This is a genomic window from Dokdonia sp. Asnod1-B02 (genome assembly GCF_045063955.1).
Taxonomy (GTDB): Bacteria; Bacteroidota; Bacteroidia; order Flavobacteriales; family Flavobacteriaceae; genus Dokdonia.
Window position 1 is genome coordinate 1,894,253 of sequence record NZ_JBEFNW010000002.1, and the last position, 22,480, is coordinate 1,916,732.

19 protein-coding genes are annotated in these 22,480 nt (G+C 37.5%); 8 read left to right on the plus strand and 11 right to left on the minus strand.

Annotated elements, in window-relative coordinates; genetic code table 11:
• Positions 1 to 126 precede the first annotated feature (126 nt).
• Positions 127 to 1,482, plus strand: a complete 1,356-nt coding sequence (locus ACJJVU_RS08675; protein WP_405224271.1) for an NAD-dependent succinate-semialdehyde dehydrogenase — start codon at positions 127 to 129, stop codon at positions 1,480 to 1,482.
• Positions 1,483 to 1,563: 81 nt separating this feature from the next.
• Here the strand turns inward: ACJJVU_RS08675 and ACJJVU_RS08680 are convergent, their stop codons facing one another.
• Complete coding sequence (locus ACJJVU_RS08680) at positions 1,564 to 4,650, minus strand: WD40/YVTN/BNR-like repeat-containing protein (RefSeq protein ID WP_405224273.1); 3,087 nt, start codon at positions 4,648 to 4,650, stop codon at positions 1,564 to 1,566.
• A 180-nt stretch (positions 4,651 to 4,830) separates the two neighbouring features.
• Entirely contained in the window at positions 4,831 to 5,586 is a 756-nt protein-coding gene (locus tag ACJJVU_RS08685; RefSeq protein WP_405224276.1) for an outer membrane lipoprotein-sorting protein, read from the minus strand.
• Between the two features lie 327 nt (positions 5,587 to 5,913).
• Between ACJJVU_RS08685 and ACJJVU_RS08690 the strand changes: the two genes are divergently transcribed.
• Genes ACJJVU_RS08690 through ACJJVU_RS08705 form a run of 4 tightly spaced genes read left to right on the plus strand, consistent with a single transcriptional unit; the run spans position 5,914 to position 9,218 of the window.
• A complete protein-coding gene (locus tag ACJJVU_RS08690; protein ID WP_405224279.1) occupies positions 5,914 to 6,408 on the plus strand; it encodes a hypothetical protein in 495 nt (164 codons plus the stop codon).
• A gap of 56 nt (positions 6,409 to 6,464) precedes the next feature.
• Positions 6,465 to 7,367: a DUF72 domain-containing protein gene (locus tag ACJJVU_RS08695; protein ID WP_405224282.1), complete on the plus strand. Its 903-nt coding sequence runs from the start codon at positions 6,465 to 6,467 to the stop codon at positions 7,365 to 7,367.
• Entirely contained in the window at positions 7,367 to 7,867 is a 501-nt protein-coding gene (locus ACJJVU_RS08700; RefSeq protein WP_405224285.1) for a gluconokinase, read from the plus strand. The genes ACJJVU_RS08695 and ACJJVU_RS08700 overlap by 1 nt, the downstream gene beginning before the upstream one ends.
• Before the next feature lie 4 nt (positions 7,868 to 7,871).
• A complete protein-coding gene (locus ACJJVU_RS08705) occupies positions 7,872 to 9,218 on the plus strand; it encodes a GntP family permease (RefSeq protein WP_405224288.1) in 1,347 nt (448 codons plus the stop codon).
• A gap of 90 nt (positions 9,219 to 9,308) precedes the next feature.
• Here ACJJVU_RS08705 and purB read toward each other — a convergent pair whose 3' ends face one another.
• From purB to ACJJVU_RS08740, 7 genes are all read right to left on the minus strand, one after another.
• Complete coding sequence (gene purB / locus ACJJVU_RS08710; protein WP_405224291.1) at positions 9,309 to 10,652, minus strand: adenylosuccinate lyase; 1,344 nt, start codon at positions 10,650 to 10,652, stop codon at positions 9,309 to 9,311.
• Positions 10,653 to 10,729: 77 nt separating this feature from the next.
• Positions 10,730 to 12,064 (minus strand): DUF58 domain-containing protein, encoded by a 1,335-nt coding sequence (locus ACJJVU_RS08715; protein WP_405227490.1) that lies wholly within the window; start codon positions 12,062 to 12,064, stop codon positions 10,730 to 10,732.
• 8 nt (positions 12,065 to 12,072) lie between these two features.
• On the minus strand, positions 12,073 to 13,134 hold the full coding sequence (locus ACJJVU_RS08720) for an AAA family ATPase (protein ID WP_405224294.1): 1,062 nt from the start codon (positions 13,132 to 13,134) through the stop codon (positions 12,073 to 12,075).
• Positions 13,134 to 14,351 carry a DUF4350 domain-containing protein gene (locus ACJJVU_RS08725; RefSeq protein ID WP_405224297.1) on the minus strand — a complete coding sequence of 406 codons (1,218 nt, stop codon included), beginning with the start codon at positions 14,349 to 14,351 and terminating at the stop codon, positions 13,134 to 13,136. Before ACJJVU_RS08725 ends, ACJJVU_RS08720 begins: the two co-directional genes overlap by 1 nt.
• Positions 14,348 to 15,154 carry a DUF4129 domain-containing protein gene (locus ACJJVU_RS08730; protein WP_405224300.1) on the minus strand — a complete coding sequence of 269 codons (807 nt, stop codon included), beginning with the start codon at positions 15,152 to 15,154 and terminating at the stop codon, positions 14,348 to 14,350. Before ACJJVU_RS08730 ends, ACJJVU_RS08725 begins: the two co-directional genes overlap by 4 nt.
• Positions 15,147 to 16,088: a hypothetical protein gene (locus tag ACJJVU_RS08735; protein ID WP_339849074.1), complete on the minus strand. Its 942-nt coding sequence runs from the start codon at positions 16,086 to 16,088 to the stop codon at positions 15,147 to 15,149. Before ACJJVU_RS08735 ends, ACJJVU_RS08730 begins: the two co-directional genes overlap by 8 nt.
• A 3-nt stretch (positions 16,089 to 16,091) precedes the next feature.
• Positions 16,092 to 17,084 (minus strand): stage II sporulation protein M, encoded by a 993-nt coding sequence (locus ACJJVU_RS08740; RefSeq protein ID WP_405224303.1) that lies wholly within the window; start codon positions 17,082 to 17,084, stop codon positions 16,092 to 16,094.
• Between the two features lie 35 nt (positions 17,085 to 17,119).
• Here ACJJVU_RS08740 and ACJJVU_RS08745 point away from each other — a divergent pair, with 35 nt between their 5' ends.
• The 3 genes from ACJJVU_RS08745 (at position 17,120) to ACJJVU_RS08755 (ending at position 19,249) form a co-directional block, all read left to right on the plus strand.
• A complete protein-coding gene (locus ACJJVU_RS08745) occupies positions 17,120 to 17,845 on the plus strand; it encodes an RDD family protein (RefSeq protein ID WP_405224306.1) in 726 nt (241 codons plus the stop codon).
• Positions 17,845 to 18,462 carry a trimeric intracellular cation channel family protein gene (locus ACJJVU_RS08750; RefSeq protein ID WP_108878989.1) on the plus strand — a complete coding sequence of 206 codons (618 nt, stop codon included), beginning with the start codon at positions 17,845 to 17,847 and terminating at the stop codon, positions 18,460 to 18,462. The genes ACJJVU_RS08745 and ACJJVU_RS08750 overlap by 1 nt, the downstream gene beginning before the upstream one ends.
• 403 nt (positions 18,463 to 18,865) lie before the next feature.
• Positions 18,866 to 19,249, plus strand: a complete 384-nt coding sequence (locus ACJJVU_RS08755) for a CoA-binding protein (protein ID WP_405224310.1) — start codon at positions 18,866 to 18,868, stop codon at positions 19,247 to 19,249.
• A gap of 42 nt (positions 19,250 to 19,291) precedes the next feature.
• Here the strand turns inward: ACJJVU_RS08755 and ACJJVU_RS08760 are convergent, their stop codons facing one another.
• Both ACJJVU_RS08760 and ACJJVU_RS08765 read right to left on the minus strand, forming a co-directional pair.
• Positions 19,292 to 20,725 (minus strand): sodium:solute symporter, encoded by a 1,434-nt coding sequence (locus ACJJVU_RS08760; RefSeq protein ID WP_405224313.1) that lies wholly within the window; start codon positions 20,723 to 20,725, stop codon positions 19,292 to 19,294.
• Positions 20,726 to 20,812: 87 nt separating this feature from the next.
• The gene (locus ACJJVU_RS08765) at positions 20,813 to 22,048 is read right to left on the minus strand and encodes an ABC transporter permease (RefSeq protein WP_405224316.1); all 1,236 of its coding nucleotides are present in this window, start codon (positions 22,046 to 22,048) and stop codon (positions 20,813 to 20,815) included.
• Positions 22,049 to 22,480: the final 432 nt, after the last annotated feature.

The following is a 22,480-nucleotide window of genomic DNA, read 5'->3' on the forward strand; positions in this document are numbered from 1 at the left end:
TGCATTTATTCTTAAAACCTTATCAATTCACATTTTGTTAAGACCTTTTAGTACAAGCGCGTTAAAATGCTCTTAACCTTTCTCATTTACGATTAGGCACGTATTAACTTTATAAAAAAATGATTTATGAATATAGTATCTACAAATCCGTACAACGGAACAGAAGTAGCCAAAATAAAAGCACTCAACTTAGAAGAGATAGAAGATAAAATTGAAAATGCTCAACAAACGTTTCTTTCTTGGCGCAATACCACTTTTGCAGAGCGCTCACAACATCTTAACAATGTTGCAAAAGAATTAAGAAAGAATGCTCGAGAATATGCAGAGATGATGACTAAGGAAATGGGTAAACCTATCTCTCAAGCTATTGCCGAAGTAGAGAAGTGTGCCTGGGTATGTGAATATTATGCAGAAAATGCACCATCACAACTAGCACCTAAAGAGATAAAAACAGATGCTTCAAAAAGTTATGTGCGATATGAACCTATAGGAGTTGTACTTGCGGTAATGCCATGGAATTACCCATTCTGGCAAGTGTTTAGATTCATTGCTCCAGCCCTTATGGCAGGTAATATAGGTGTGTTGAAGCATGCAAGTAATGTTATGCAAAGTGCAGAAAATATTCAAAAAGTATTTGAACGTGCAGGACTTCCTAAGGGATGTTTCCAAAATATGGCGGTAGGAAGTGAACGCATTGAAAATATCGTTCGAGATTCTCGTATTAAGGCAATAACACTTACTGGTAGTAAGCCAGCAGGAGCAGCCGTAGCAAGCACAGCAGCAAGTGAGATTAAAAAATCTGTACTTGAGTTAGGAGGTAGTAATGCTCTAGTAGTTTTTGATGATTGTAATTTTGAGGAAACGGTTCAAACGTGTGTGCAAGCGCGCTTTCAAAATACAGGTCAGAGTTGTATCGCTGGAAAGAGACTTATAATTCATGAAAGTATTCAAGACAAGTTTTTAGAAGCTTTCGCGAAAGCGGTAACAGAATTAAAATCTGGTGACCCTATGGATGAAGATACCTACATAGGAGTGATGGCACGTGAAGACCTCGCCGAAGAGCTAGAAGATCAACTCAATAAATCCATTGCCGAAGGAGCAAAAATATTGATAGGAGGGCATAGACAGAAGGCTTATTTTGAGCCAACAATTGTCACAGGAGTAACACCAGAGATGACAATATTTAAAGAAGAAACCTTTGGGCCTGTTATAGGGGTAACAACATTTAAAACTGACGAGGAGGCATTAAATCTCGTAAATCAATCTGATTTTGGCTTAGGTGTATCCATTTTTACAGAGAGTGAAGAACGTATGGAAACGTTGATTCCGCAGTTTGAAGATGGTGCTGTATTTGTAAATGATATGGTAAAGAGTAATCCTAATCTTCCTTTTGGAGGAACAAAAATTTCAGGATACGGTCGCGAACTCTCCATAGACGGTATTCAAGAGTTTGTAAATAAAAAGACGGTATATATTAAATAATAGCCCGCTTTCGCGAAAGCGTAGAACAAAAATAGCCGATTCATAATTCTATGAATCGGCTATTTTATGTTGTAAAGTGTATTACTCTTGAGAGTTTATAAACTCATCTCTAGAGTTAAAAGTAACACCTTCAAGTCCAGATTTTTCTAGAAAGGATTGAAGCTTTGGTAAGCGTTTTGATTTAATTTGTTCAAAACTCTCATTTGCCTTATAAAAACGATCCATTAATAAAGAAATATTTTCTTTTTGTGCTGCACTTGGAGCTTCATAGCTTGAAGCTACATCACTATATACATCACTAAGTTTTTCTTTAAGCTGTGGAGGAGCAGTTCCTACATAATTATCCCCCGTAGTGACTACAAGTGTGTTTTTAAGAGCATCGAGTTCATCTATAAGTGGTTGCGCCGTTTTTTTAGCTTTTACATTATTTGTAATTGCATCTTTTGCCTTGTTTATCATCACATCTGTCTGGTACACTATGTAAGCAAGATCTTCTTGAATATTAAATAACTGCATAGACGTCTTATATTGATCACTGCGCTCTGAGGCTGTGATAAATGACTTTGGGTCATTCTTTACTTGAAAGGTGTTCTCATAACGTTCCTTTCCTTTTGTAAGCACAGCTTTATAACTTCCAGCTTTTACACGCACAGGCGTAAAACCTCCAGAAGAAAATGTTTTTGCAGCTGCAATCTTAGGAGATTTTCCGTTGTAGTTCCAAGAAACAATATTAATACCTTTTGATTTTCCTGGAGCTAGTGTTGTGATTACATTTCCTTCCATATCTTGAATGGTGAGCGTCATTTTTCCGAATGTATGTCGCTTTTTGAGGTAGTATTTAATTTTTAATGAAGTCCCTGGATTAGGTCCTACAAACTCTAATTCTGTACTTCCTCCACCAAAGCCACCTTCTTCTATCATAATACCTGGCTTAGTGTCAAAGAAGTGTACATTTTTATCTAATATCTCTGGCTTAATATCTCTCAAAATACTGATATCATCCACTATAATCACTCCGCGCCCATGAGTGCCTGCAACAAGATCGTTAGTCTTTTTCTGAAGATCTAAAAAGTGTACAGCGGTAGCCGGAAAATTATTTGTAAAGTGTGACCAGTTTAAGCCGCCATCTACCGTAATATATAATCCATCTTCTGCACCTAAAAACAGTAAGTTTTCATTCACATAATCTTCTTGAAGGTTCCTCGCAAACATTGTAATATCATCTGTAGCTAGACTCTTCCACGTAGCTCCATAGTCTGTAGTTTTATATACATACGGTTTCATGTCTCCATGTGCATGGCCTTCAAAAACCGCATAAGCCTTTCCTGCTCCATGCACAGATGCTTCGATGTGATATACCCAAGTGTTTGCAGGAAGTCCAGGTACATTTGCAACAACATTTGTCCAGTTTGCACCTCCATCTTTTGTTACCTGTAAATTACCATCATCGGTTCCTACCCATATTACTTTCTCATTTACCGGAGACTCTGCAATGGTGAATATGGTAGTATGTGTTTCTGCTCCAGAGTTATCTGCAGAGAGTCCGCCAGAGTTTTTCTCTTGCTTTTTTGGATCATTAGTTGTTAAGTCTGGAGAAATTACTTTCCAAGTATCTCCCATATTTTCACTCACATGTAAAAACTGACTACCCATGTAAAAACGATCTGGCTGGTGTACACTAGTTGCCATAGGAGCATTCCAGTTAAAACGTAAATCTGCGCTTCCCTTTGCTGGAAGTGGTTTTACATTTTTAGTGTAATTACGTGCCATGTCATAGCGCCATACATTTTCTGCGCCTTGCATTTCAGAATATAAGATATCTTTAGTAGGGTGTGGTAACACTCGGAAACCATCGCCTACACCCACACGTACCCAGTCACGCGCTTCAATTCCTCCAGGAGATGAAGATGGGCCATACCATGATCCATTATCCTGAAGTCCACCATAAATATTATAAGGTTCTGCATTATCTACAGAGATGTGATAGAATTGAGAAAGAGGTAGGTTTGACACAATTTCCATAGTAGTTCCGCCATTCCAAGAGCGATAAACACCACCATCTGTTCCCACGTGCATCACGTCAGAATTATTTATGTCAAATACAATATCATGTATGTCGGAGTGCATATTACCTAGCGTTTTAAAAGTGTTACCACCATCACGAGAGATGGAACCACTTAAACCGCCTTTTACCACCACATCAGGATTACGAGGATCTACAACGATTCTTGAGAAGTAGAAAGGACGCACGGTGAGCGAGAAATCTCCATTAGTACGTTTCCAGCTATTACCACCATCTTCAGAACGATAAAGTCCTTTATCTTTTTCTTGTTCAGACTCTATGACTGCATATACGATATTAGGTTGAGATGGTGCCACTGCAACACCTATACGTCCTAATTTTCCTTCAGGAAAACCATTGTGGATTTTATTCCACGTCTTTCCTCCATCTGTAGATTTATGTAAACCAGAGCTTACGCCCCCAGAATTAAAATCCCAAGCAGTACGTCTATGTTCCCACATGGAAGCATAAAGAATGTCTGGATTTGTAGGATCCATAATAAGATCTGCAACGCCTGTTGTATTATTTATGTAAAGAATTTTGTCCCATGTAGCACCGCCATCTGTTGTTTTATAAACGCCACGGTCTTCACTATCGCTCCATAAAGCGCCTAGTACACCTACGTAAACAGTATTACCATCTTTAGGGTGAATTTCTATTCCAGAGATACGCTCACTCTTATCAAAACCCGGTATTTTATCCCAGTTAGAACCACCATCTTTTGTACGGTAGAGACCATCGCCCAGAGAGACAGAATTACGTGTCCATATTTCACCTGTTCCTACCCATACGGTTTGATCTGGATCTGTAGGATCAATTGCTACTTGGCCTATAGATTGTATATAATCATCAAAAATAGGGGAGTAGCTAGCGCCACCATCTTGAGATTTCCACACACCACCACCGGCTGTACCTGTATAAATTACTCGTGCATTTGTAGGATGCACTTCCATATCTATAATTCGGCCAGACATAAGTGCGGGACCTATTTGTCTAGCACTTAAATCTCCGAAAAGCTCTTTTCCTTTAAGAGCCACTTCTTGAGCTTGCGTAGGTATGCTTATGGCAGCAATACACAAGCCAAGAAAAATGTTTTTAGTTTTCATATTGGTTGGTTATTAGAATTTTTGCGAAAACAGTAGTTACATCTGCTTTCGTAAAACTGTTATTGGTTGTATTTGATATGCTTACGCGAAAATGTGAGTACTCCTATACTCGCGATTTTTTAAAACAAGAGCTAAAAAAATCCCCAAGGTGTATTGGGGATTTTGATTGTTTCTTACTAATTATTTTTGTTCAGGAAAAGCAAACATAGCATCTGTCACTTCCGGATTGAGCTCGATTTTCTTAATAACGATTTCCATTCCTCCAGGTTGTCCTTTTGCTCCTTGTACAATAGAGTGTGCAAAATAAAGTCCATCTACTTCTTGATAATCACTCATTTTTGCCTGTCCTACCATTCCTTTACCAGGACCAGACATTACTTCTTGTTCGACAACAATAGGCACATAGTTTTCTGTATCAAAATAGTAATAAGCAACAGAAGGTACCTCTTGTCCGTCTGCCATCATAGGTTCTTTGGTAAGTTTAATTTTGAAAGTTTCTGTACCCTCAATAGTTTCTTTCCCTACTAGTTCAAGACCATATCCTTTTTCTTTATAGTTTATAAAAGGATCGACCATATCATTCATATCAAGCTTTGCGTTTGCTGTAGTTTCTGCATCACTTTTTTCGGCAGCCATAGACTGTTGGTTTGTATTCCACAGTGTCTCACCATCAAAAACGTTTTGATAAAATTTCATTCCCTGAAACTCACCTACAGACATTTGCTTTCCATCTGCCGTTTGTACGATGGTCATAGGGATTTCCATTCCTTGCATATTTAATGCACCTTCCATCTTTACTCCTTTTACTGCCTTCCAGTTTTCTTCACCTCCCGTATTCTCAAAATAGTTAGAGATAATTTCATCTGCTGTTTGTGCTTGTGTCAAAGCAGAAAAACTTACGATTGCAGCAGTGACAAATAATTTAATTGTTTTCATATGTAGTCGTTGTTATTGTTTAATGGTTAGTGATAAGACTATTACCACACTATTTTGTTACAATTTTCACATAAAAAGATACATTTTTACGTAGGTATTAAGATAATGAATTTTAATTACTAGATGTATGATTACTTATTTTAGGCTTGTATTGCTTTGAGATGCAGGGCAATTCAGATGAAAAATAGTTTCAAATTCTTGATGATGAAACATAAAAGTTGACAAAAGGTATTTAAATCTATTATATAAGTAGAAGAGATTAGTAAGATGTACTCTAATGTTAAAATGTACGCTGCTAGACTTATGAAATGTTTATAAAAATAGTATATGAAGCCAAAAAAAGATTTTAAAGTTTGTGAAAACTCTTTAGAGTATAAATTATTATCATTTTTAATCAATTATGATGATGGTACATATTTAAATATGTCCAATTTCATCGAGGATAAAAATCTCTTAAAAATTAAGCTACAAAATTTAGCAAAGGAAGGACTCATATATTTTGATGGAGGAAGTCATATGTTTTTTGGAGATGGAGACGATTTTGTGAGAGTAGCATGTTTAGCTAAGATTAAGGCTGAAGGAAAGAGATATTTACAAACCTTAAACCAGACAAATAGTGTTAGTAACCATTATTACAATAATGTAAAACAAATAAATCAAGTTTCTGAGTTGTCAATTAGTCAAAATAATAGCAATACAAAACAAGATGATAAATCTACATTAGAAAAAATACTTCATTTTCTATCCTCTAAGGAATTTATAATATTAATTCTTGGTGTCTTTATGGATGAAATAATTAAAATACTATTCGCCATTATATGATATTTGAACAACTAAGTTTCACAGTAACCTTATCTTAGCTACACAAAATAGAGTTTATGAAATTTGGCGTAGTAGAGCAACCAGAGTTAATTGATTTTACATTACCTCCTGATCATCCAGATACTAAGGGTGTGATTGAGAATACTTTCGCGAAAGCGGAAAACAAAGATTTACAAGTCTTCGTAGGTTGTGCAAAATGGAATAAAGCTGAGCTTAAAGGCTTCTATCCGAGAGGTACAAAAGACGAGCTAGGGTATTATGCAAGTCAGTTTAACAGTATAGAGCTTAACGCTACTTTCTATAGATTATTTCCAAAGGAGCAGTTTCAAAAGTGGTATGATAAGGTTCCAGAGGGTTTTAAATTCTTTCCTAAAATTACAAATATGATAAGCCATCGCAAGCGGCTTATAGATTCTCAAGATTTTATTCCGGAGTATGTAGAACACGCAACAATCCTCAAGGAAAAGCTTGGTACTGTATTCTTGCAGATGCACAATAATTTCCAGCCTAAGGATTTTGACCGAGTAGATAATTTCGTAAATCACTGGCCAGAAGATTTACCTATTGCCTTAGAGTTTCGTCATACAGATTGGTTTAACAATCCAGAAGTGGCAGAGCGTCTTTATCTTTTACTTGAAGAACACAATATGGCAAATGTGCTCGTAGATACTGCTGGGCGTCGCGACATTATGCATATGCGTCTTACTAATGGAGAGGCTTTTATACGATATGTAGGAGCAAATCACCCTAGCGATTATGCTCGGCTAGATGCATGGGTAGAGCGCTTGAAGTATTGGGTAAGTCTAGGATTGCGTAAAATTCATTTTTTTATCCATCAAAATGTCGAGGTCGAGTCTACATTACTATCTGCATATTTTATAGAGAAGCTCAATCCAGCGTTAAACATTAATCTGCACATTCCTCATAGTGCGAGCGGTGGAGTAAATACCTTATTTTAATGAAGAATGTTTACATAGTTATGGGCGTTTCCGGTTGCGGAAAAAGTACCATAGGTAAGATGTTATCAAAGCAATTACAAATTCCTTTTTACGATGCAGATGATTTTCATCCCCAAGTTAATGTAGATAAAATGGCATCTGGGACACCATTGCAAGATGAGGATAGATGGCCGTGGCTCGATAGCCTTGCTCTAGAGATGCAGCAGTGGTCAAATGATAAGGGAGCGGTACTTGCTTGCTCTGCACTTAAGGAGAGTTATAGAGAGCGTTTATTTTCTAATTCCGCTTTCGCGAAAGCAAAACAAAACTTTATCTATCTTGATGCAAATTTTGAAGCATTAAGCAAACGGCTAGCTTCTAGAAAGAATCATTTCTTTGATCCTTCATTATTGCAATCGCAGTTTGATACACTAGAAGCACCCAATTATGGTGTTCATGTAGAAGCGACTCTAGCAAAAGAAGACATCATTAGAAGAATACAACAAATTATAGAACAATAGGTTTATGGATTATCAACTACTTCTGGCAGTAATTGTTGGGATTTCGGTCTTACTTTTTTTAATCCTTAGGCTCAAAATTCAGGCATTTCTAGCACTGCTTATTACTTGTATTGTTGTAGGTGTAATTGCTGGTATGGAACCGAAATCTATTCTCGATTCTGTAAAGAATGGAATGGGAGGGACCTTAGGTTTTGTAGCAACGGTAGTGGGGCTCGGAGCTTTATTTGGCGCTATTTTAGAACGATCAGGTGGAGCACAGCGACTAGCAGAATCCTTATTAAAAAAGTTTGGGATAGATAAATCTCCTTGGGCAATCATGCTCACTGGATTTTTTGTGGCTATTCCCGTATTTTTTGACGTAGCATTTATCATTTTGATACCTATTGTTTACGCATTGCAGAAGAAAACGGGAAAATCCCTACTTCTATATGCAATTCCATTGCTAGCAGGACTAGCAATCACGCATACCTTTATACCACCCACACCAGGACCTATTGCTGTCGCCGAAATTTTAGGAGCCGATCTTGGCTATGTCATAATATTTGGCTTTTTAGCCGGTTTACCTGCGGCTGTTATTGCTGGGCCATTACTTGCAAGATATTTATCAAAAAGGATGCATATCACATCTCCAGAAGATATGGTGACCGAAATGGAAGTGCCAGCAAATGCACCAAGTGCCGGAACAATTCTCTTAATAATCGCAATTCCTATTTTCTTAATAGTGTGCAATACCGTGTTAAACAGTCCGCTATTTGAGGAAGGAACTTTACCTAGTTGGCTGATTTTTGGAGCAGATTTACTAGGTCATCCATTTGTTGCACTTATCATTGCAAATGTTGTTGCGTGGTATTTTTTAGGAATCAAAAAAGGATTTACTAAAGACGAACTTCTTGATATTTCTACAAAATCTCTCTATCCAGCAGGAGTTATTATTTTACTAACGGGTGCTGGTGGAGCTTTTAAACAAATACTAATAGATACCGGCGCAGGCACCATGATAGCAGAGAGTTTAAGCGGTGATTTCTTTCCTCCTGTAGTTTTCGGTTTTCTCGTTGCGGCTATTGTAAGAGTATTACAAGGAAGTGCTACAGTTGCTATGATTACGGCTGCTGGGATTACCGCGCCTTTATTAGGGCTAACAGAAACTAGCGCGCCACAGCTAGCCGTGCTTGTAATTGCAATAGCTTCAGGTGCTAGTATATTTTCTCACGTAAATGACAGTGGCTTCTGGCTTGTAAAGCAATACCTAGGTCTAACAGAGAAAGAAACATTTAAGTCATGGACGGTGATGACTTCACTTATCGCAATTGTAGGACTTATTGTCTCTACAATACTTTGGTTTATAGTATAGTTGAGATTTTCCTAATACATCAAAAAAAAAGGGATAAGCATTGTGCTTATCCCTTTTGTAATTTTATAACGCTTTCGCGAAAGCGAACTACTATATCCCCGTATAATTTTGAGGAGTGATTGCTTTCAATTCTTTTTTAATAGCAGCGCTTACCTCAAGTGTATCTACAAACTCAGCCATAGACTTTTTTGTGATTTTACTATTTACTCTAGTAAGTGCTTTAAGCGCTTCGTAAGGATTAGGATATCCTTCTCTTCTTAGAATAGTCTGGATAGCCTCAGCTACTACAGCCCAGTTATTCTCTAGGTCGGCAGCGATTTTTTCTTCGTTTATTAATAGTTTATTCAATCCTTTTACGGTAGAACGTAATCCTATTAATGTATGTCCTAATGGAACACCTATGTTTCTCAATACTGTACTATCCGTAAGATCTCTTTGTAATCTTGAGATAGGTAGCTTTGCAGAAAGGTGCTCAAAAATAGCGTTTGCAATACCTAAGTTTCCTTCACTGTTTTCAAAGTCAATAGGATTTACTTTATGTGGCATTGCACTAGAACCTACTTCTCCAGCTTTAATTTTCTGTTTGAAGTAATCCATCGAAACATAGGTCCAGAAATCACGATCAAGATCTATTAAAATCGTATTAATACGTTTTAATCCATCAAATAACGCCGCCATGTGATCATAGTGCTCTATTTGTGTAGTAGGGAAGGAGTGGTGCATTTTTAGCGTATCATGTACAAATGACTTACCAAATGCTCTCCAGTCTATAGATGGGTATGCTACTTTATGTGCGTTGAAGTTTCCTGTAGCACCACCAAATTTCGCAGCACTAGGAATATCATTTAATAAATTAAGCTGCTCCTCTATGCGAACTACAAAAACCTCAATCTCTTTCCCTAGTCGAGTAGGAGAAGCTGGCTGTCCGTGTGTACGAGCCAATAAAGGAATGTTTGCCCACTCGTCTACAAGTTGCTTAAGGTGATCTACAACCTCCAGTAATTCTGGAATATATACTTGATTCATCGCGTCTTTAAGAGACATCGGGATCGCAGTATTATTAATATCTTGAGACGTTAATCCAAAGTGGATAAACTCCTTGTAAGATGCAAGGTCAAGTGCATCAAACTTTTCTTTGATAAAGTATTCAACCGCTTTTACATCGTGGTTTGTTACTTTCTCAATGTCTTTTATTGCCTGCGCATCTTCTGTAGTGAAGTCTTGGTAAATTTCGCGCAAAGCGGTAAAAACACTTTTATCTACGCCTTCAAGTTGTGGAAGTGGTAGCTCACACAAGGCGATAAAATATTCTACTTCTACTTTTACTCTGTATTTGATAAGTGCGGCTTCAGAAAAGAAAGGAACTAAAGTTTCTGTTTTTGAGGCGTAACGACCATCAATAGGTGAGATGGCTTGAAGTGGTGACAACGACATTTGTTGTGATTTTAGTTAAGGGACAAATATATATAGAAGACTTCGTCTATCCGAATTCTAATGCAAAAATCGACAGATTATAATAGGCCTCTTGCTTTAATTTCTAGATATTTATTAATAGTACTTACCGTGAGATCATCTGGCTTGGTTAATATGGTTTGAATACCGTATTGTTCAAGTCGTGCAACCATTACTTTTTTATCAAGATCTGCTTTTTGGGCAATCGTTTTATGATACACCTCGGGAAGTGTTTCGGCAGGTGCTGCAATGAGCTGATCGAGTTCTGTGTTTTGGAAAAAGATAACCACCAAGACATGTTTTCGCGAAAGCGCTTTTAAATAAGGCAACTGTCTTTCAAGCGCAGTTATGTGCTCAAAATTTGTATACAATAGTAGTAAGCTGCGCTGTGTGATTTTACGTTTTACTTGGTTGTATAACGCACCATAATCACTGTCTAAAAACTTAGTATCAATATTGTAAAGCACCTCTAGAATAGTCTGCAAGTGCGTTTTTTTACTACTCGCAGGAAGGTGATTTTTAATAGTCTCTGCAAAGGTGAGCATGCCCACTTTGTCTTTTTTCTTTAAAGCAATATTAGAAAATGCCAGCGTACTGTTAATCGCATAATCCAGAAGCGTCAGGCCTTTAAAAGGCATCTTCATCACACGGCTAGCATCTATGAGCGCATATACAGGTTGCGACTTCTCGTCTTGAAACTGATTTACCATCAGGCTCGCACGCTTTGCCGTTGCTTTCCAGTTAATGGTACGTGCATCATCACCAGGGACGTAATCTTTAATTTGCTCAAACTCCATCGTGTGTCCCAGGCGGCGTATTTTTTTCATGCCGTGCATAGTAAGTCTATTATCTAGGGCAAGAAATGCATACTTTTTCATCTGGATAAAAGATGGGTACACCTTTACCATCTGATCTTTCTCAAAGCGGTAGCGACGTTTTACAAGTTTGAGCTTTGTACTCACATACACATTGAGATGCCCAAAAGTGTACTCACCGCGCTCTGTAGGACGCAAGGAATATACAAATGATCTTGTTTCTCGTGCTGGGATCTCAATTACTTTACTAAAATCACGTTTTTGAAACTGCTCTGGTATTTCATCTATAATATCAAGCGTTACTGCAAATGGGTATTTATTCTCAAGAATTACAGGTAGCTCGTTTGCATCACTGTTTGAGAATTTTTCTGGTAGTTCTCTTACACCTTTTATTTTTCCGCTTGCGCGAAAAAGAACTAATGCATCCACAAAAAATGCGAGCACCAATAATAGCAGTAAGATATTAGTGATTCCAAATAGGCTATTAAACCAATAGGAAATCAAATAAAGTACGCCGATAACTCCCAGCGCATAAAACAAACGCTGGTGAACAAAAAAACCTTTTATAAATCTTATAATACCCACTATTATCGTGGTATTTCTACAGATTGTACAATCATATCGATCACTTGCTCTGTGGTCATTCCTTCCATTTCACGCTCTGGAGCGAGTATAAGGCGGTGACGCATTACTGGTATAACCGCACGTTTTACATCTTCTGGAATCACAAAGTCTCTACCTGCAATAGCAGCAAATGCTTTTGAAGCATTCATGATAGCAAGTGATGCACGAGGAGATCCACCAAGGTATAAATGTGGGTGCGTTCTAGATTTTACAACAATCTCTGCGACATAATTTAAAATCTTTTCTTCTATAAGCACTTCTTGCGTTTGCTTTCTAAAATCTGCAAGCTTAGCTGGATTAAGTACGGCTTCAATACCTTTTTGTGGAGCACCACCTTTGCGATCGTGATGACTTTGTAGTATAGCTACTTCTTGCTCTAGTGTAGGGTAATCTACTTTAATCTTAAATAGAAAACGGTCTAGCTGTGCTTCTGGTAGTGCATATGTTCCTTCTTGCTCTACTGGGTTTTGAGTTGCAAGCACCATAAAAGGAGGTTCCATAGTATACTTTGTGCCATCTATAGTAATCTGGCGTTCTTCCATAGATTCAAAAAGTGCAGCTTGTGTTTTAGCAGGTGCACGGTTAATCTCATCAATAAGGACGATGTTTGAAAATATAGGGCCTTTCTTGAATTCGAATTCGCTAGTTTTCATATTGAGAATCGAAGTTCCTAATACGTCACTTGGCATCAAATCTGGTGTAAACTGTATACGTCCAAACTGTGTGTCTAGAGTTCTTGCAAATAACTTTGCCGTTATTGTCTTTGCGATACCAGGAACACCTTCTATAAGTACATGACCATCAGAAAGTAAAGCAACAATGAGGAGCTCTATAAATTCGTGTTGCCCAATAATAATTTTACCAAGCTCTGCTCGTATTGATTCGGCTGCATTGCGTAGTTCTTCTAATGGGATTCTATTAGTAAACGCGATTCCTTCATCTGCTTGATTTACATCTTGCGATGGAGTAGCATTAGTGATTCCATCTGTTGTATTATCTGGATTTTGTGGTGTGATATCGTCCATTATTTTTGATTTTTAAATGCTTCTATGCGTTTATTAAGTTCTAATAATTCTTCCTGACTTATGATTTGCTTAGCTCTTAAAGCCACCATATAATTAATCAGTAATTTAGTTTGCTCTAGTGTGTTGCTGCTTTTGGATGCTAGCTTATTGATAAATCCTTCACTTATCACATTGGTGTCTAGGGCATAGTTACTGCGTATGAACTCTAGAAAATGACTTATTTGATGGCTCACGATACTCTTGTGATCTTTCTTATCAAGATACATTCCCGCAATAGTCTTTGTAAATGTGAGCGTCTGGTTAGGTAGTGGTTTTATAATTGGGATAGCTCGCTGCTTGCGCCTTCCTTCAAAAACCACCCATAAAAAAGCACCTATAAGTAGGATGTAATATGCCCACTTCAAATATCTATTTTGAAAGAATATATACAGCGGACTCGTATAAATAGTTTTACCATTTTTATAATGATTATCCCAGTAAAGCACTTCATTCTGATCTAGATAGGAGAGTACATTTTTTGTGTACGTATAATTATCCTCTCTCAGTATAAAATAGTTGGTAAACGTCTCAGGCATAAGATGGATGATAATCTCACCTTTACCAAAATCTTGTTTTATAAAATTTATTCTAGGCTCTGCGACGGTTATGGTGTCTTTGTCAACCATGAGGCCAAACTCCCCTAAAGCAACCGTATTAATAGTATCTACCTCTTCAAAAAAGCCAGCGGTGGTCTCTACATCATGATAATAAGGAGTTTCTCTACGTAAGCTTGGATTTACAAGGTTTACAAGAGGCTTGCGCTCAAAATTATCATAATCGTAATATAGATCAGTTTCTAGTGATAAGGTATCTAGTATCGTCTCTCCAATACCTCTTGCTGCAATAAATAGCGTGTTACCCTCACTTACCCACGATAACAATTTGAGCGATTCATCTTCACTAAAAAGGATGTAATCATTTACAAATAAATAAGTGCCATGCGCATCCGAGCTATCTGACATAAACTCATAAGGAGGTATGCGCACTTCCTTAAACTTATCCTTTTTCCAGTTGTTTTCTAGTAGGTCATGTAACACATACGTTCCGTAAGGGATTTTATCTGTCTTCGTATAACTTGGATACCAGTTTATATCTTCCTTAGTACTTGACTCCATATAAATAACGAGTGCAAGAGCAAGTAGTAGCACACCAGCAATTACTTTAAATTTATTGCTCATAGCTCATTATTTATTTGGGTGAAAGAGGTTTTTGCTTTCGCGAAAGCGGTCTCATCGACCTCAAAATTTCCATACCAGATATAGTCGTAAATATCTGTCACTTTTCTGAACTGGTTTCTTAAATTAAGATCTTCTATCTCGAATAAATAGTCATGATTTGTTTTCTGTACTTGCCAGTCTATAAGATCTTGAGCACTCATTTTCTGAAGTACACGTAGATAATAAAAACGCACAGCTAGTCTATAATTACCAGCAGCAATAGCCTGCTCAATGAGTTGGTCCAGGTCTTGTCGCTGTATGAGTTCCTCATCATCAGATAATAATGTCTCCGGAGCTTTTATTTTTTCCATTAATAAGGAACCGCTATCTATTTTCATAAATAGCCATACAAAGAATACTAGTAAACCTATGATTAGCAAATAGGGTAGTAGTTCTACTACGACTGCCCAGATACCAGATGCTTCATTACCACCAGTAAGCCAGCGTATGAAGGCGCTATATAAGTCATCAATTTTTCTTTTAAAGCGTGTCCACCAGGTATCTTCTGGAGTCGCTTCTTTATAATTGAACTCATCGTCTTGTTTGTACTCATCAAGACTATTTTCAGAGATGGGAAGCTGTGTTACTGTTCCCTCATCATAAGAAACAATACCACGAGGATCATGATAGGTGTTTTCGGGATAGATTACTTCCTCTTCAACGATTTCCTCTGTTGTAGTTTCTTCTTGAGTTTGTTGTATAGCAGTAGCTTTCGCGCAAAGCGAACATAGAATCAGTATACAAAGCAACCACAGTTTATGCATTATCGCTGCCTATATTGTTTATTTGATCAAGACTTCCTGTCTGATTTTTACGCTCGTTAAGGTTGAAATAAATAAAGTTTGTAGAGATAGCGAGTATAGTGTATAAGATATAGTTCATTGCAGAGGCAAGAACCTGTAACACAAGATAAACATTGTCAAAAAGCGCTGTAGGATCACCCATAGAACCAGATTGTACACTAGTTATGGTCTTAATAAGCGTATAAATAACCACGGGAACTTGAAAAACAAAGCCAATTACCCCAATTAAAAAACCAATGATGATAAGCGTTATAAACGTCATCCACCATTCATCTTTAATCAAGCTTGAACTCTCTTTTATAGTTTCCTTTATGCTAAGATTCTTGTTTATAAGCGTAGGAAAGATCACACTAAGCTTCACATAAACATAAAGTAATGGGAAGATAGCTAGTATCACAACTAAGACACCTATAGCCTCAGATCCTGTTGCAAATATGGCACCACCTAATCCCACAGGAACTAATGCGACAACTAGGATGATCAATAAGTTTGTAAAACCTAGACCTAAAAAGGTTCCAGTTTTTGACTTAATAGTATCTACTACTGTAGTAGGATCAGGAACGTCACCTCCAGCGATGTAAGCTTTTATATATTCAGAAACGCTTCCATAAAGCATTGAGTTGTATATAATACCCACAATGGCAAGGCATGCAACCGAGATGAAGAAGCTGCTCATATCTGATCCATCACCAAAACTTGTTAAGAAATTTGCACCCGCTGTAGATTTTGTATAGAATCCCACCGCGACAATGAGAAGAATAAATGGGATGGCACAAGTGCGCACAAGTACAGAAAGAAGTGGTTTTGCATTACGGCGTAAGAAGGTGAATGTATCACTTATGATCTGGCCAAGTTCACGCTGTTTTCTAAATTCCACTAGTTTAGTTAAGGTCATTAATTATAAATTTTCAAGATTAGGAATAAGCGCTAGTCTAGCAGCTTCTTCTTTATGTTTTTTAATAGGGTAGTACACGTAATAAAATATGATTAAAGCGAGAGAGCTTGCGATAATTACAATTGCAAGCCAGTCTGGCATTTCTGTATGTCTTGTTACAAACCCTTCTAGAAAGCCTGCTATCACAAAAAGAGGTATGGTGCTTACAACGATTTTGAGACCATTTTTCATTCCTCTTTTAAAAGATTCTAGGCGTGTGTATGTTTGAGGAAATAAAATAGAATTACCTAGCACCATGCCTGCGCATCCTGCTATGATTATTACTGAGATTTCTATAGTACCATGTATCCATATAGTACGCACAGATTCCCAGCCTACGCCTTGCTCAAAAAAGAAATATTGAAAACTGCCCAGCATGATAGCGTTGCGCATGATGATATACAACGATCCTATGGTTAAGAAGATTCCATACACAAAAGCCATCAACGCAACTTTTATGTTGTTAATGGTAATTCCTAAAAACATATTGAGCTCTCCTTGCTTCTTATAAACACCCATGGGGTCTCCTTTCTCAATGTTACTGAGGGTCATATTGACATAACCATCACCCATAATGCCCCTTACAAAAGACCCGTCATTTGCAGCGCTGTAAGCGCCTATAATACTAAACAGTAAAAAGGTTAAAAAAGCGATAAGCAATTGTCGCTGGTAGCGATACATAATAAGTGGGAACTCCTCTGTGAAAAATGTTATAAAGCGCTTGCTTGACTCACGCTTTGTTTTGTAAATGATTTGATGTGACTGAGAGGCGAGGTGATTTAAATACTCTAAAGTCTTGCTTTGAGGGTAAAATGTTTGCGCATAACTTAGGTGATCTGTCACTTCCATGTAAAGACTAGATAGCTCATCTGGATGAATCTGATCTTTGTTGACCAGAACACTTTCAAATGTTAACCATTTATCCTTATTTTGCTTGACAAAAGCAGCTTCACGCATATACACCTTGTTATAGAGGTAAAGAAAAAGAATATATGGATAACTTTCAAATAGAAACCGCCCAAAATGTAAGTATTTATCAGAATGTTGCGAGCATAGGCGATCGCATTCTTGCATTCTTAATTGATGGATTGATTTTGATTGCTTATTGGATTCTTTCTTTGTTTTTAATAGCACAGTTTGGGTTAGACTCCCAGTCTATGGGTGATTTATGGGTTTACTATATGGTGCTGGGCTTGCCTATTTTTCTTTATTACATTCTTTTTGAAACATTCTGGGACGGAAAAACACCGGGGAAAGCGGCAATGAAAATTAGAGTAGTCAAGCTAGATGGTTCAAAACCAGGATTTGGAAGCTACTTTGTACGGTGGATTATGCGCATTGTTGATATTGCAGGTTCCTCTGGGGGAATTGCCGTAGTTAGTATATTAATAAGCGAGAAAGGGCAACGCTTAGGAGATATGGCAGCAGGTACTACCGTAATAACAGAAAAGAAACGTGTGCGTCTTTCTGATAGTCTCATAGTAGATATTCCCGTAGATTACGTGCCCACCTATCCTCAAGTTACCGTCTTTAATGATAAAGATGTGCAGCTTATTAAAACACTATTCTTAAACGCTAAGCGCAATGGTAATCACAATGTGATTGTAAAACTAGCAGATAGGCTCAGGGAGAAAATGGATGTAACTACTCCAGACGAGAACAATATTCAATTTGTAGAGCGTGTCCTTGCAGATTACAACTACTATACACAGCAATAATGGAGATTACTACAATTATTGATATACTCGGGACAATATCCTTTGCAATATCTGGTGCGCTCACGGCTATGCGCAAAAAGATGGATGTTTTTGGTATTCTTATTATCGCGCTTGTCACTTCTGTAGGTGGTGGTACTTTGAGAGATATACTCATAGGGAAAACCCCAGTGAGCTGGATGCTCAATATGACGTTTGTATACGTGATTTTTGCAGCAACTATTGTTGCAATTATTTTTAGAAGTCAGCTTAAGTATGTGAGACGTTCTTTGTTCTTGTTTGATACTATTGGAATTGCTTTATATACGATGGCAGGAGTTCAAATAGCAAGTGCAGCAGGTTTACATCCCGTTATTTGTGTAGTGCTAGGTACTATTTCTGCATGTTTTGGTGGAGTGTTGCGTGATATATTATGTAATGAAATCCCTGTGATTTTTCATAAAGAGATATATGCCACCGTATGTATACTAGGCGGAAGTATCTATTTGTCACTTGAAACTTCTGGCTTACCTAAAGTATATGCGATGCTTATTGCAGGCAGTATCACTATTCTTATAAGAACACTCGCTGTAGTAAAGAAATGGAGCTTACCTAGTGTTTATAGGAAACAGCAAGCATAAAAAAAGGTTTCTGCGCTAGCAAAAACCTTTTAAAACCTAATAGACTCTTTAGAAAACAGGTTTAAAATATTTTAAAGGCTAATTCAAATAATTTATAAAACCAAAAGTTAGTTCCAGTGTTGAGACTACAGTATATACTCATAGACGAGAAAAAGTGAGCAAAGTTTCAAGGCATGTATTGAATTAACAATTTTTTAACCTGGGAAGGCTTATTTGGACTGAAAAGCCTCAAAAAACAAAATCCCGAGACTCGAGTTCTCGGGATTTCTTTGCTAGGTATCGTTTTTAATAAACACTAACCATCAAAACGAATTAAAAACGTTCCTAACAAATAAGTTAACTTACCCTATAGACGGTTTAATTGAGTCAACGTTACACCATAATTATTATTTAACTTTACCTTATGTTAAAAGCTACCATGGTCATAGGCGCTTCATTGAAGCCACAAAGATATTCACACAGTGCAATTATACGTTTAGACGCTCTAGACATTCCTGTCATTGCTATAGGTCTAAGAGAAGGAAAAGTAGGCACTACGCAGATTATTACATTTGATACAGCGGTCGCACAATGTGATACTTTAAAAGAAAATCTGGACACCATTACTTTGTATCTCAATCCACAGCGTCAAGAGGAGTATTATGATTTTATTATAGACCTCAGCCCTAGGCGTGTGATTTTTAATCCAGGAACAGAGAATCCTGCATTTGCCATGAAATTACAATCTAAAGGTGTTCTTACAGAATCTGCATGCACCCTTGTTATGCTCGCTACGGGTCAATATTAAAGCGGTAGTTTTTCTAATCACGCTTTCGCGAAAGCGTACCCATTATTTCTTAATAAAAAGTAGTCCTAAGAATGTTAAGGCGCCATTCAAGATCAATATAAAGAAGCCAAATTCAAACCCAACCGTCGAAGCAAAAGCGCTTATAAAGTAGGCTAGAATAGGCGAAGCAATCGCAACGACAGGAACATACTTGTCTTGCACATTCCACTTTGTAAATAAGCCGAAGGCATAAAGTCCTAATAACGGACCGTAAGTATATCCCGCAAACGTAAATAACTTTGCAATTACCGTAGCATCTGCAATCACATATTTAAATATGATGATTACAAGAATAAGTACTATAGACATAGCGATATGTATGCGCTTGCGTATGGTAACTTGTTTGATTGCGTCGTATTTCTTTTCAATCTCTAGAATATCTATACTAAAGGAAGTAGTAAGTGAGGTAAGCGCGCTATCTGCGCTAGAATATGCCGCCGCAATTAATCCTAGTAAGAAAACAATAGCCAGCCCAATTCCTAAGCCGCTATTTACAGCAATGGTAGGGAAGAGTTGGTCTTTGTGCGCATCGATGCCATTTTGAGAAGCATATACAGTTAGCAATAACCCTAAAGCAAGAAAAACAAGATTTACAATGGTAAGCACGATGGTAAACCAGAACATGTTTTTTTGAGCATCGCCTAGATTGCGACAGGTAAGATTTTTTTGCATCATATCTTGATCAAGTCCTGTCATTACAATAGAAATAAAAGCTCCAGATAAGAATTGTTTTACAAAGAAGTCACCGCTTTTCCAATCGTCAAAAAAGAAAATCTGACTCATATCACTTTCAGAAATAAGATTGACTAAGGCACTTGCACTTAGTCCCATCTCGTCACTTACAAAGTAAATAGCAACACCCACTGCGATGAGCATAAAGAGTGTTTGCAAGGTATCTGTCCACACAATAGTTTTGATACCTGCTTTAAAGGTATATAACCAGATAAGCAGTATAGTGATCGTAACTGTAACAAAAAACGGAACACCCATCTCATCAAAAACGAGTAGTTGTAAAACGTTTGCTACTAAATACAATCTAAAACTTGCGCCTATAATTCTACTTAATAAAAAGAAGGAGGCTCCCGTTTTATAAGAGTATGTACCAAATCTTCCTTCAAGATAAGTATAAATAGAGGTAAGGTTGAGCTTATAGTAGAGAGGTAGGAGTACAAGACTTATGACTGCATAACCCACAGTGTAACCAAGTACGACTTGAAAGTAGCTAAAACTAGAAGCCTCAATCCATCCAGGCACAGAAATAAAGGTAACTCCAGATAACGAAGCACCTATCATCCCGAAAGCTACAAGATACCAAGGGGATTGCTTTCCAGCTTTAAAAAAGTCTGTGTTAGAATCTCCTCTACTTGTAAGGTAACTTATAAGCATTAAGATACCGAAGTATCCTCCAATGAGAAGTAAAATATGAATGGGTTGCATATATGAATCGTTAGGTCATACGAATATAGCCTTTTGATAAATAATTGCAGATTGTGAGAATAAAATTATCTAGATAATTACTACGCACTACTCATAACGCAATGACTCTACAGGATCAAGCTTAGCTGCTTTTATAGCAGGAAACAATCCAGATAGAATAGCAATGACAAAAGTGATAATTGTGGCCGAAATGATTGCTCCCCAAGGAGTTGTAAATACAAACCCAGCGACAGAGGCTATTAGTGCACCTATACTTATACCAAGTATGATTCCTAGAAGTCCGCCTAACTGTCCAACGATAATTGCTTCATAAAGAAATTGAGCAGCAATTACAGATTTTTTGGCGCCCAGAGCTTTTCTCACACCTATCTCCCGTGTACGCTCCGTTACAGAAACGAGCATAATATTCATAAGAGCAATACATGAACCAAAAATGGTGATAATACTAATTACCCAGGCAGCAACACCTAGTACACCAGTAATCTCACTAATCTGATTAATCAGGTCATCACTGCGTCCTATCCCAAAGTTATTCTCTTCTATAGGTGAGAGTCCGCGTATGTTTCTAAAGGTGAGAATAGCTTCTTCCTCAGCACTATCTATGTATTCGGCATCTTCTACCATCACACTCACATTATAATTAATGTTTGCTTGAGTATACATTGTTCTCGCCACTTGTATAGGGATAAGTACGCGTAAATCTTGATTGTTACCAAAGGTGGCACCCTTTTCCTCAAGCATCCCGATAACGTTAAACTTAGTACCACGTACACTTATCGTTTTGCCTATGGGGTTGTCATCTTTAAAGATATTTTTATAAAAATCACTTCCTAGTATACACACTCGTGTATTATTATCGATGTCAAAAGAAGTAAAGTTTCTTCCTTTTTCTAGCTTGAGTCCGGAGTTGTTTAAGAAGTTCTCATTTACACCCACCACACTTGCTTCTGGATCTGTTTTGTCACTTTCGTACTTCACTTCAGCACTACGTGTTCCTTGAAAAGAGATAGCTGTAAGCGCAGTAGGGTAGTTATATTGTTCCGTAAATTCTTTTACTTGACGATAGCCTATAATCGGGTTAATTACTTGCTTCTCATCAGAGCGTCTAGAGGTAAACTCATAACGTTGCACATTAAACGTATTACTTCCCATACTTGCAAAATCTGAGCTTATCGTATTCTCAAGCGCCTTTACAAGGCTAAGTATACCTACTAAAGCCGTAATTCCTATCGCAATAATAAAAACGGTTAAGACAGTTCTAAGGAGCTGACTTTTGATACTATCAAAGGCAATACGAAGATTCTCGCGGAAGAGTGAAAACATATTTTTAGATCAGAATTGGTTGGAACAATTTACAATAAGACTATCAAGTGGTCAAAACGTTACCGTTATTTCTAGATTCTTTTAAGTTTTAGCTAGAAGGAGCATAAATTGTAATGCGTATTTGCGAGGGTTTCTTCCCGCTTTCCGTTGCAATTCCTCAGCATGGCTAAGCCATTGCTTGCGGGATTTACACTACAATCGGGGCTAGAGAGCATTGTTTTTGCGTAGCGACTCACATGAGTAAAAGAGAATGAAATAAGAAGTCTTGTCAAAGTTTAAAAATCTTGCTCGCAACCCCTCATTTTTTAAGATATTTGTGCAATGCCGTTTGGTAATGTTGGTAGTGGATTTGCAGGGATTTTACTGTAAACATCTTCTCAGCAATGATTAATGTAAAATAGCTTTTGGTGGGTGTTTATCACGTTTTCGCGA

What these genes read in the sequence shown, in the direction of transcription:
- ACJJVU_RS08695 (WP_405224282.1), top strand. Translation starts at nt 6,465, where the DNA reads ATGAAATTTGGCGTAGTAGAGCAACCAGAGTTAATTGATTTTACATTA.
- ACJJVU_RS08680 (WP_405224273.1), bottom strand. Translation starts at nt 4,650, where the DNA reads ATGAAAACTAAAAACATTTTTCTTGGCTTGTGTATTGCTGCCATAAGC.
- ACJJVU_RS08760 (WP_405224313.1), bottom strand. Translation starts at nt 20,725, where the DNA reads ATGCAACCCATTCATATTTTACTTCTCATTGGAGGATACTTCGGTATC.
- ACJJVU_RS08685 (WP_405224276.1), bottom strand. Translation starts at nt 5,586, where the DNA reads ATGAAAACAATTAAATTATTTGTCACTGCTGCAATCGTAAGTTTTTCT.
- ACJJVU_RS08705 (WP_405224288.1), top strand. Translation starts at nt 7,872, where the DNA reads ATGGATTATCAACTACTTCTGGCAGTAATTGTTGGGATTTCGGTCTTA.
- ACJJVU_RS08700 (WP_405224285.1), top strand. Translation starts at nt 7,367, where the DNA reads ATGAAGAATGTTTACATAGTTATGGGCGTTTCCGGTTGCGGAAAAAGT.
- ACJJVU_RS08755 (WP_405224310.1), top strand. Translation starts at nt 18,866, where the DNA reads ATGTTAAAAGCTACCATGGTCATAGGCGCTTCATTGAAGCCACAAAGA.
- ACJJVU_RS08735 (WP_339849074.1), bottom strand. Translation starts at nt 16,088, where the DNA reads ATGACCTTAACTAAACTAGTGGAATTTAGAAAACAGCGTGAACTTGGC.
- ACJJVU_RS08725 (WP_405224297.1), bottom strand. Translation starts at nt 14,351, where the DNA reads ATGAGCAATAAATTTAAAGTAATTGCTGGTGTGCTACTACTTGCTCTT.
- purB (WP_405224291.1), bottom strand. Translation starts at nt 10,652, where the DNA reads ATGTCGTTGTCACCACTTCAAGCCATCTCACCTATTGATGGTCGTTAC.
- ACJJVU_RS08730 (WP_405224300.1), bottom strand. Translation starts at nt 15,154, where the DNA reads ATGCATAAACTGTGGTTGCTTTGTATACTGATTCTATGTTCGCTTTGC.
- ACJJVU_RS08720 (WP_405224294.1), bottom strand. Translation starts at nt 13,134, where the DNA reads ATGGACGATATCACACCACAAAATCCAGATAATACAACAGATGGAATC.
- ACJJVU_RS08765 (WP_405224316.1), bottom strand. Translation starts at nt 22,048, where the DNA reads ATGTTTTCACTCTTCCGCGAGAATCTTCGTATTGCCTTTGATAGTATC.
- ACJJVU_RS08750 (WP_108878989.1), top strand. Translation starts at nt 17,845, where the DNA reads ATGGAGATTACTACAATTATTGATATACTCGGGACAATATCCTTTGCA.
- ACJJVU_RS08690 (WP_405224279.1), top strand. Translation starts at nt 5,914, where the DNA reads ATGAAGCCAAAAAAAGATTTTAAAGTTTGTGAAAACTCTTTAGAGTAT.
- ACJJVU_RS08745 (WP_405224306.1), top strand. Translation starts at nt 17,120, where the DNA reads ATGGATAACTTTCAAATAGAAACCGCCCAAAATGTAAGTATTTATCAG.
- ACJJVU_RS08740 (WP_405224303.1), bottom strand. Translation starts at nt 17,084, where the DNA reads ATGCGTGAAGCTGCTTTTGTCAAGCAAAATAAGGATAAATGGTTAACA.
- ACJJVU_RS08675 (WP_405224271.1), top strand. Translation starts at nt 127, where the DNA reads ATGAATATAGTATCTACAAATCCGTACAACGGAACAGAAGTAGCCAAA.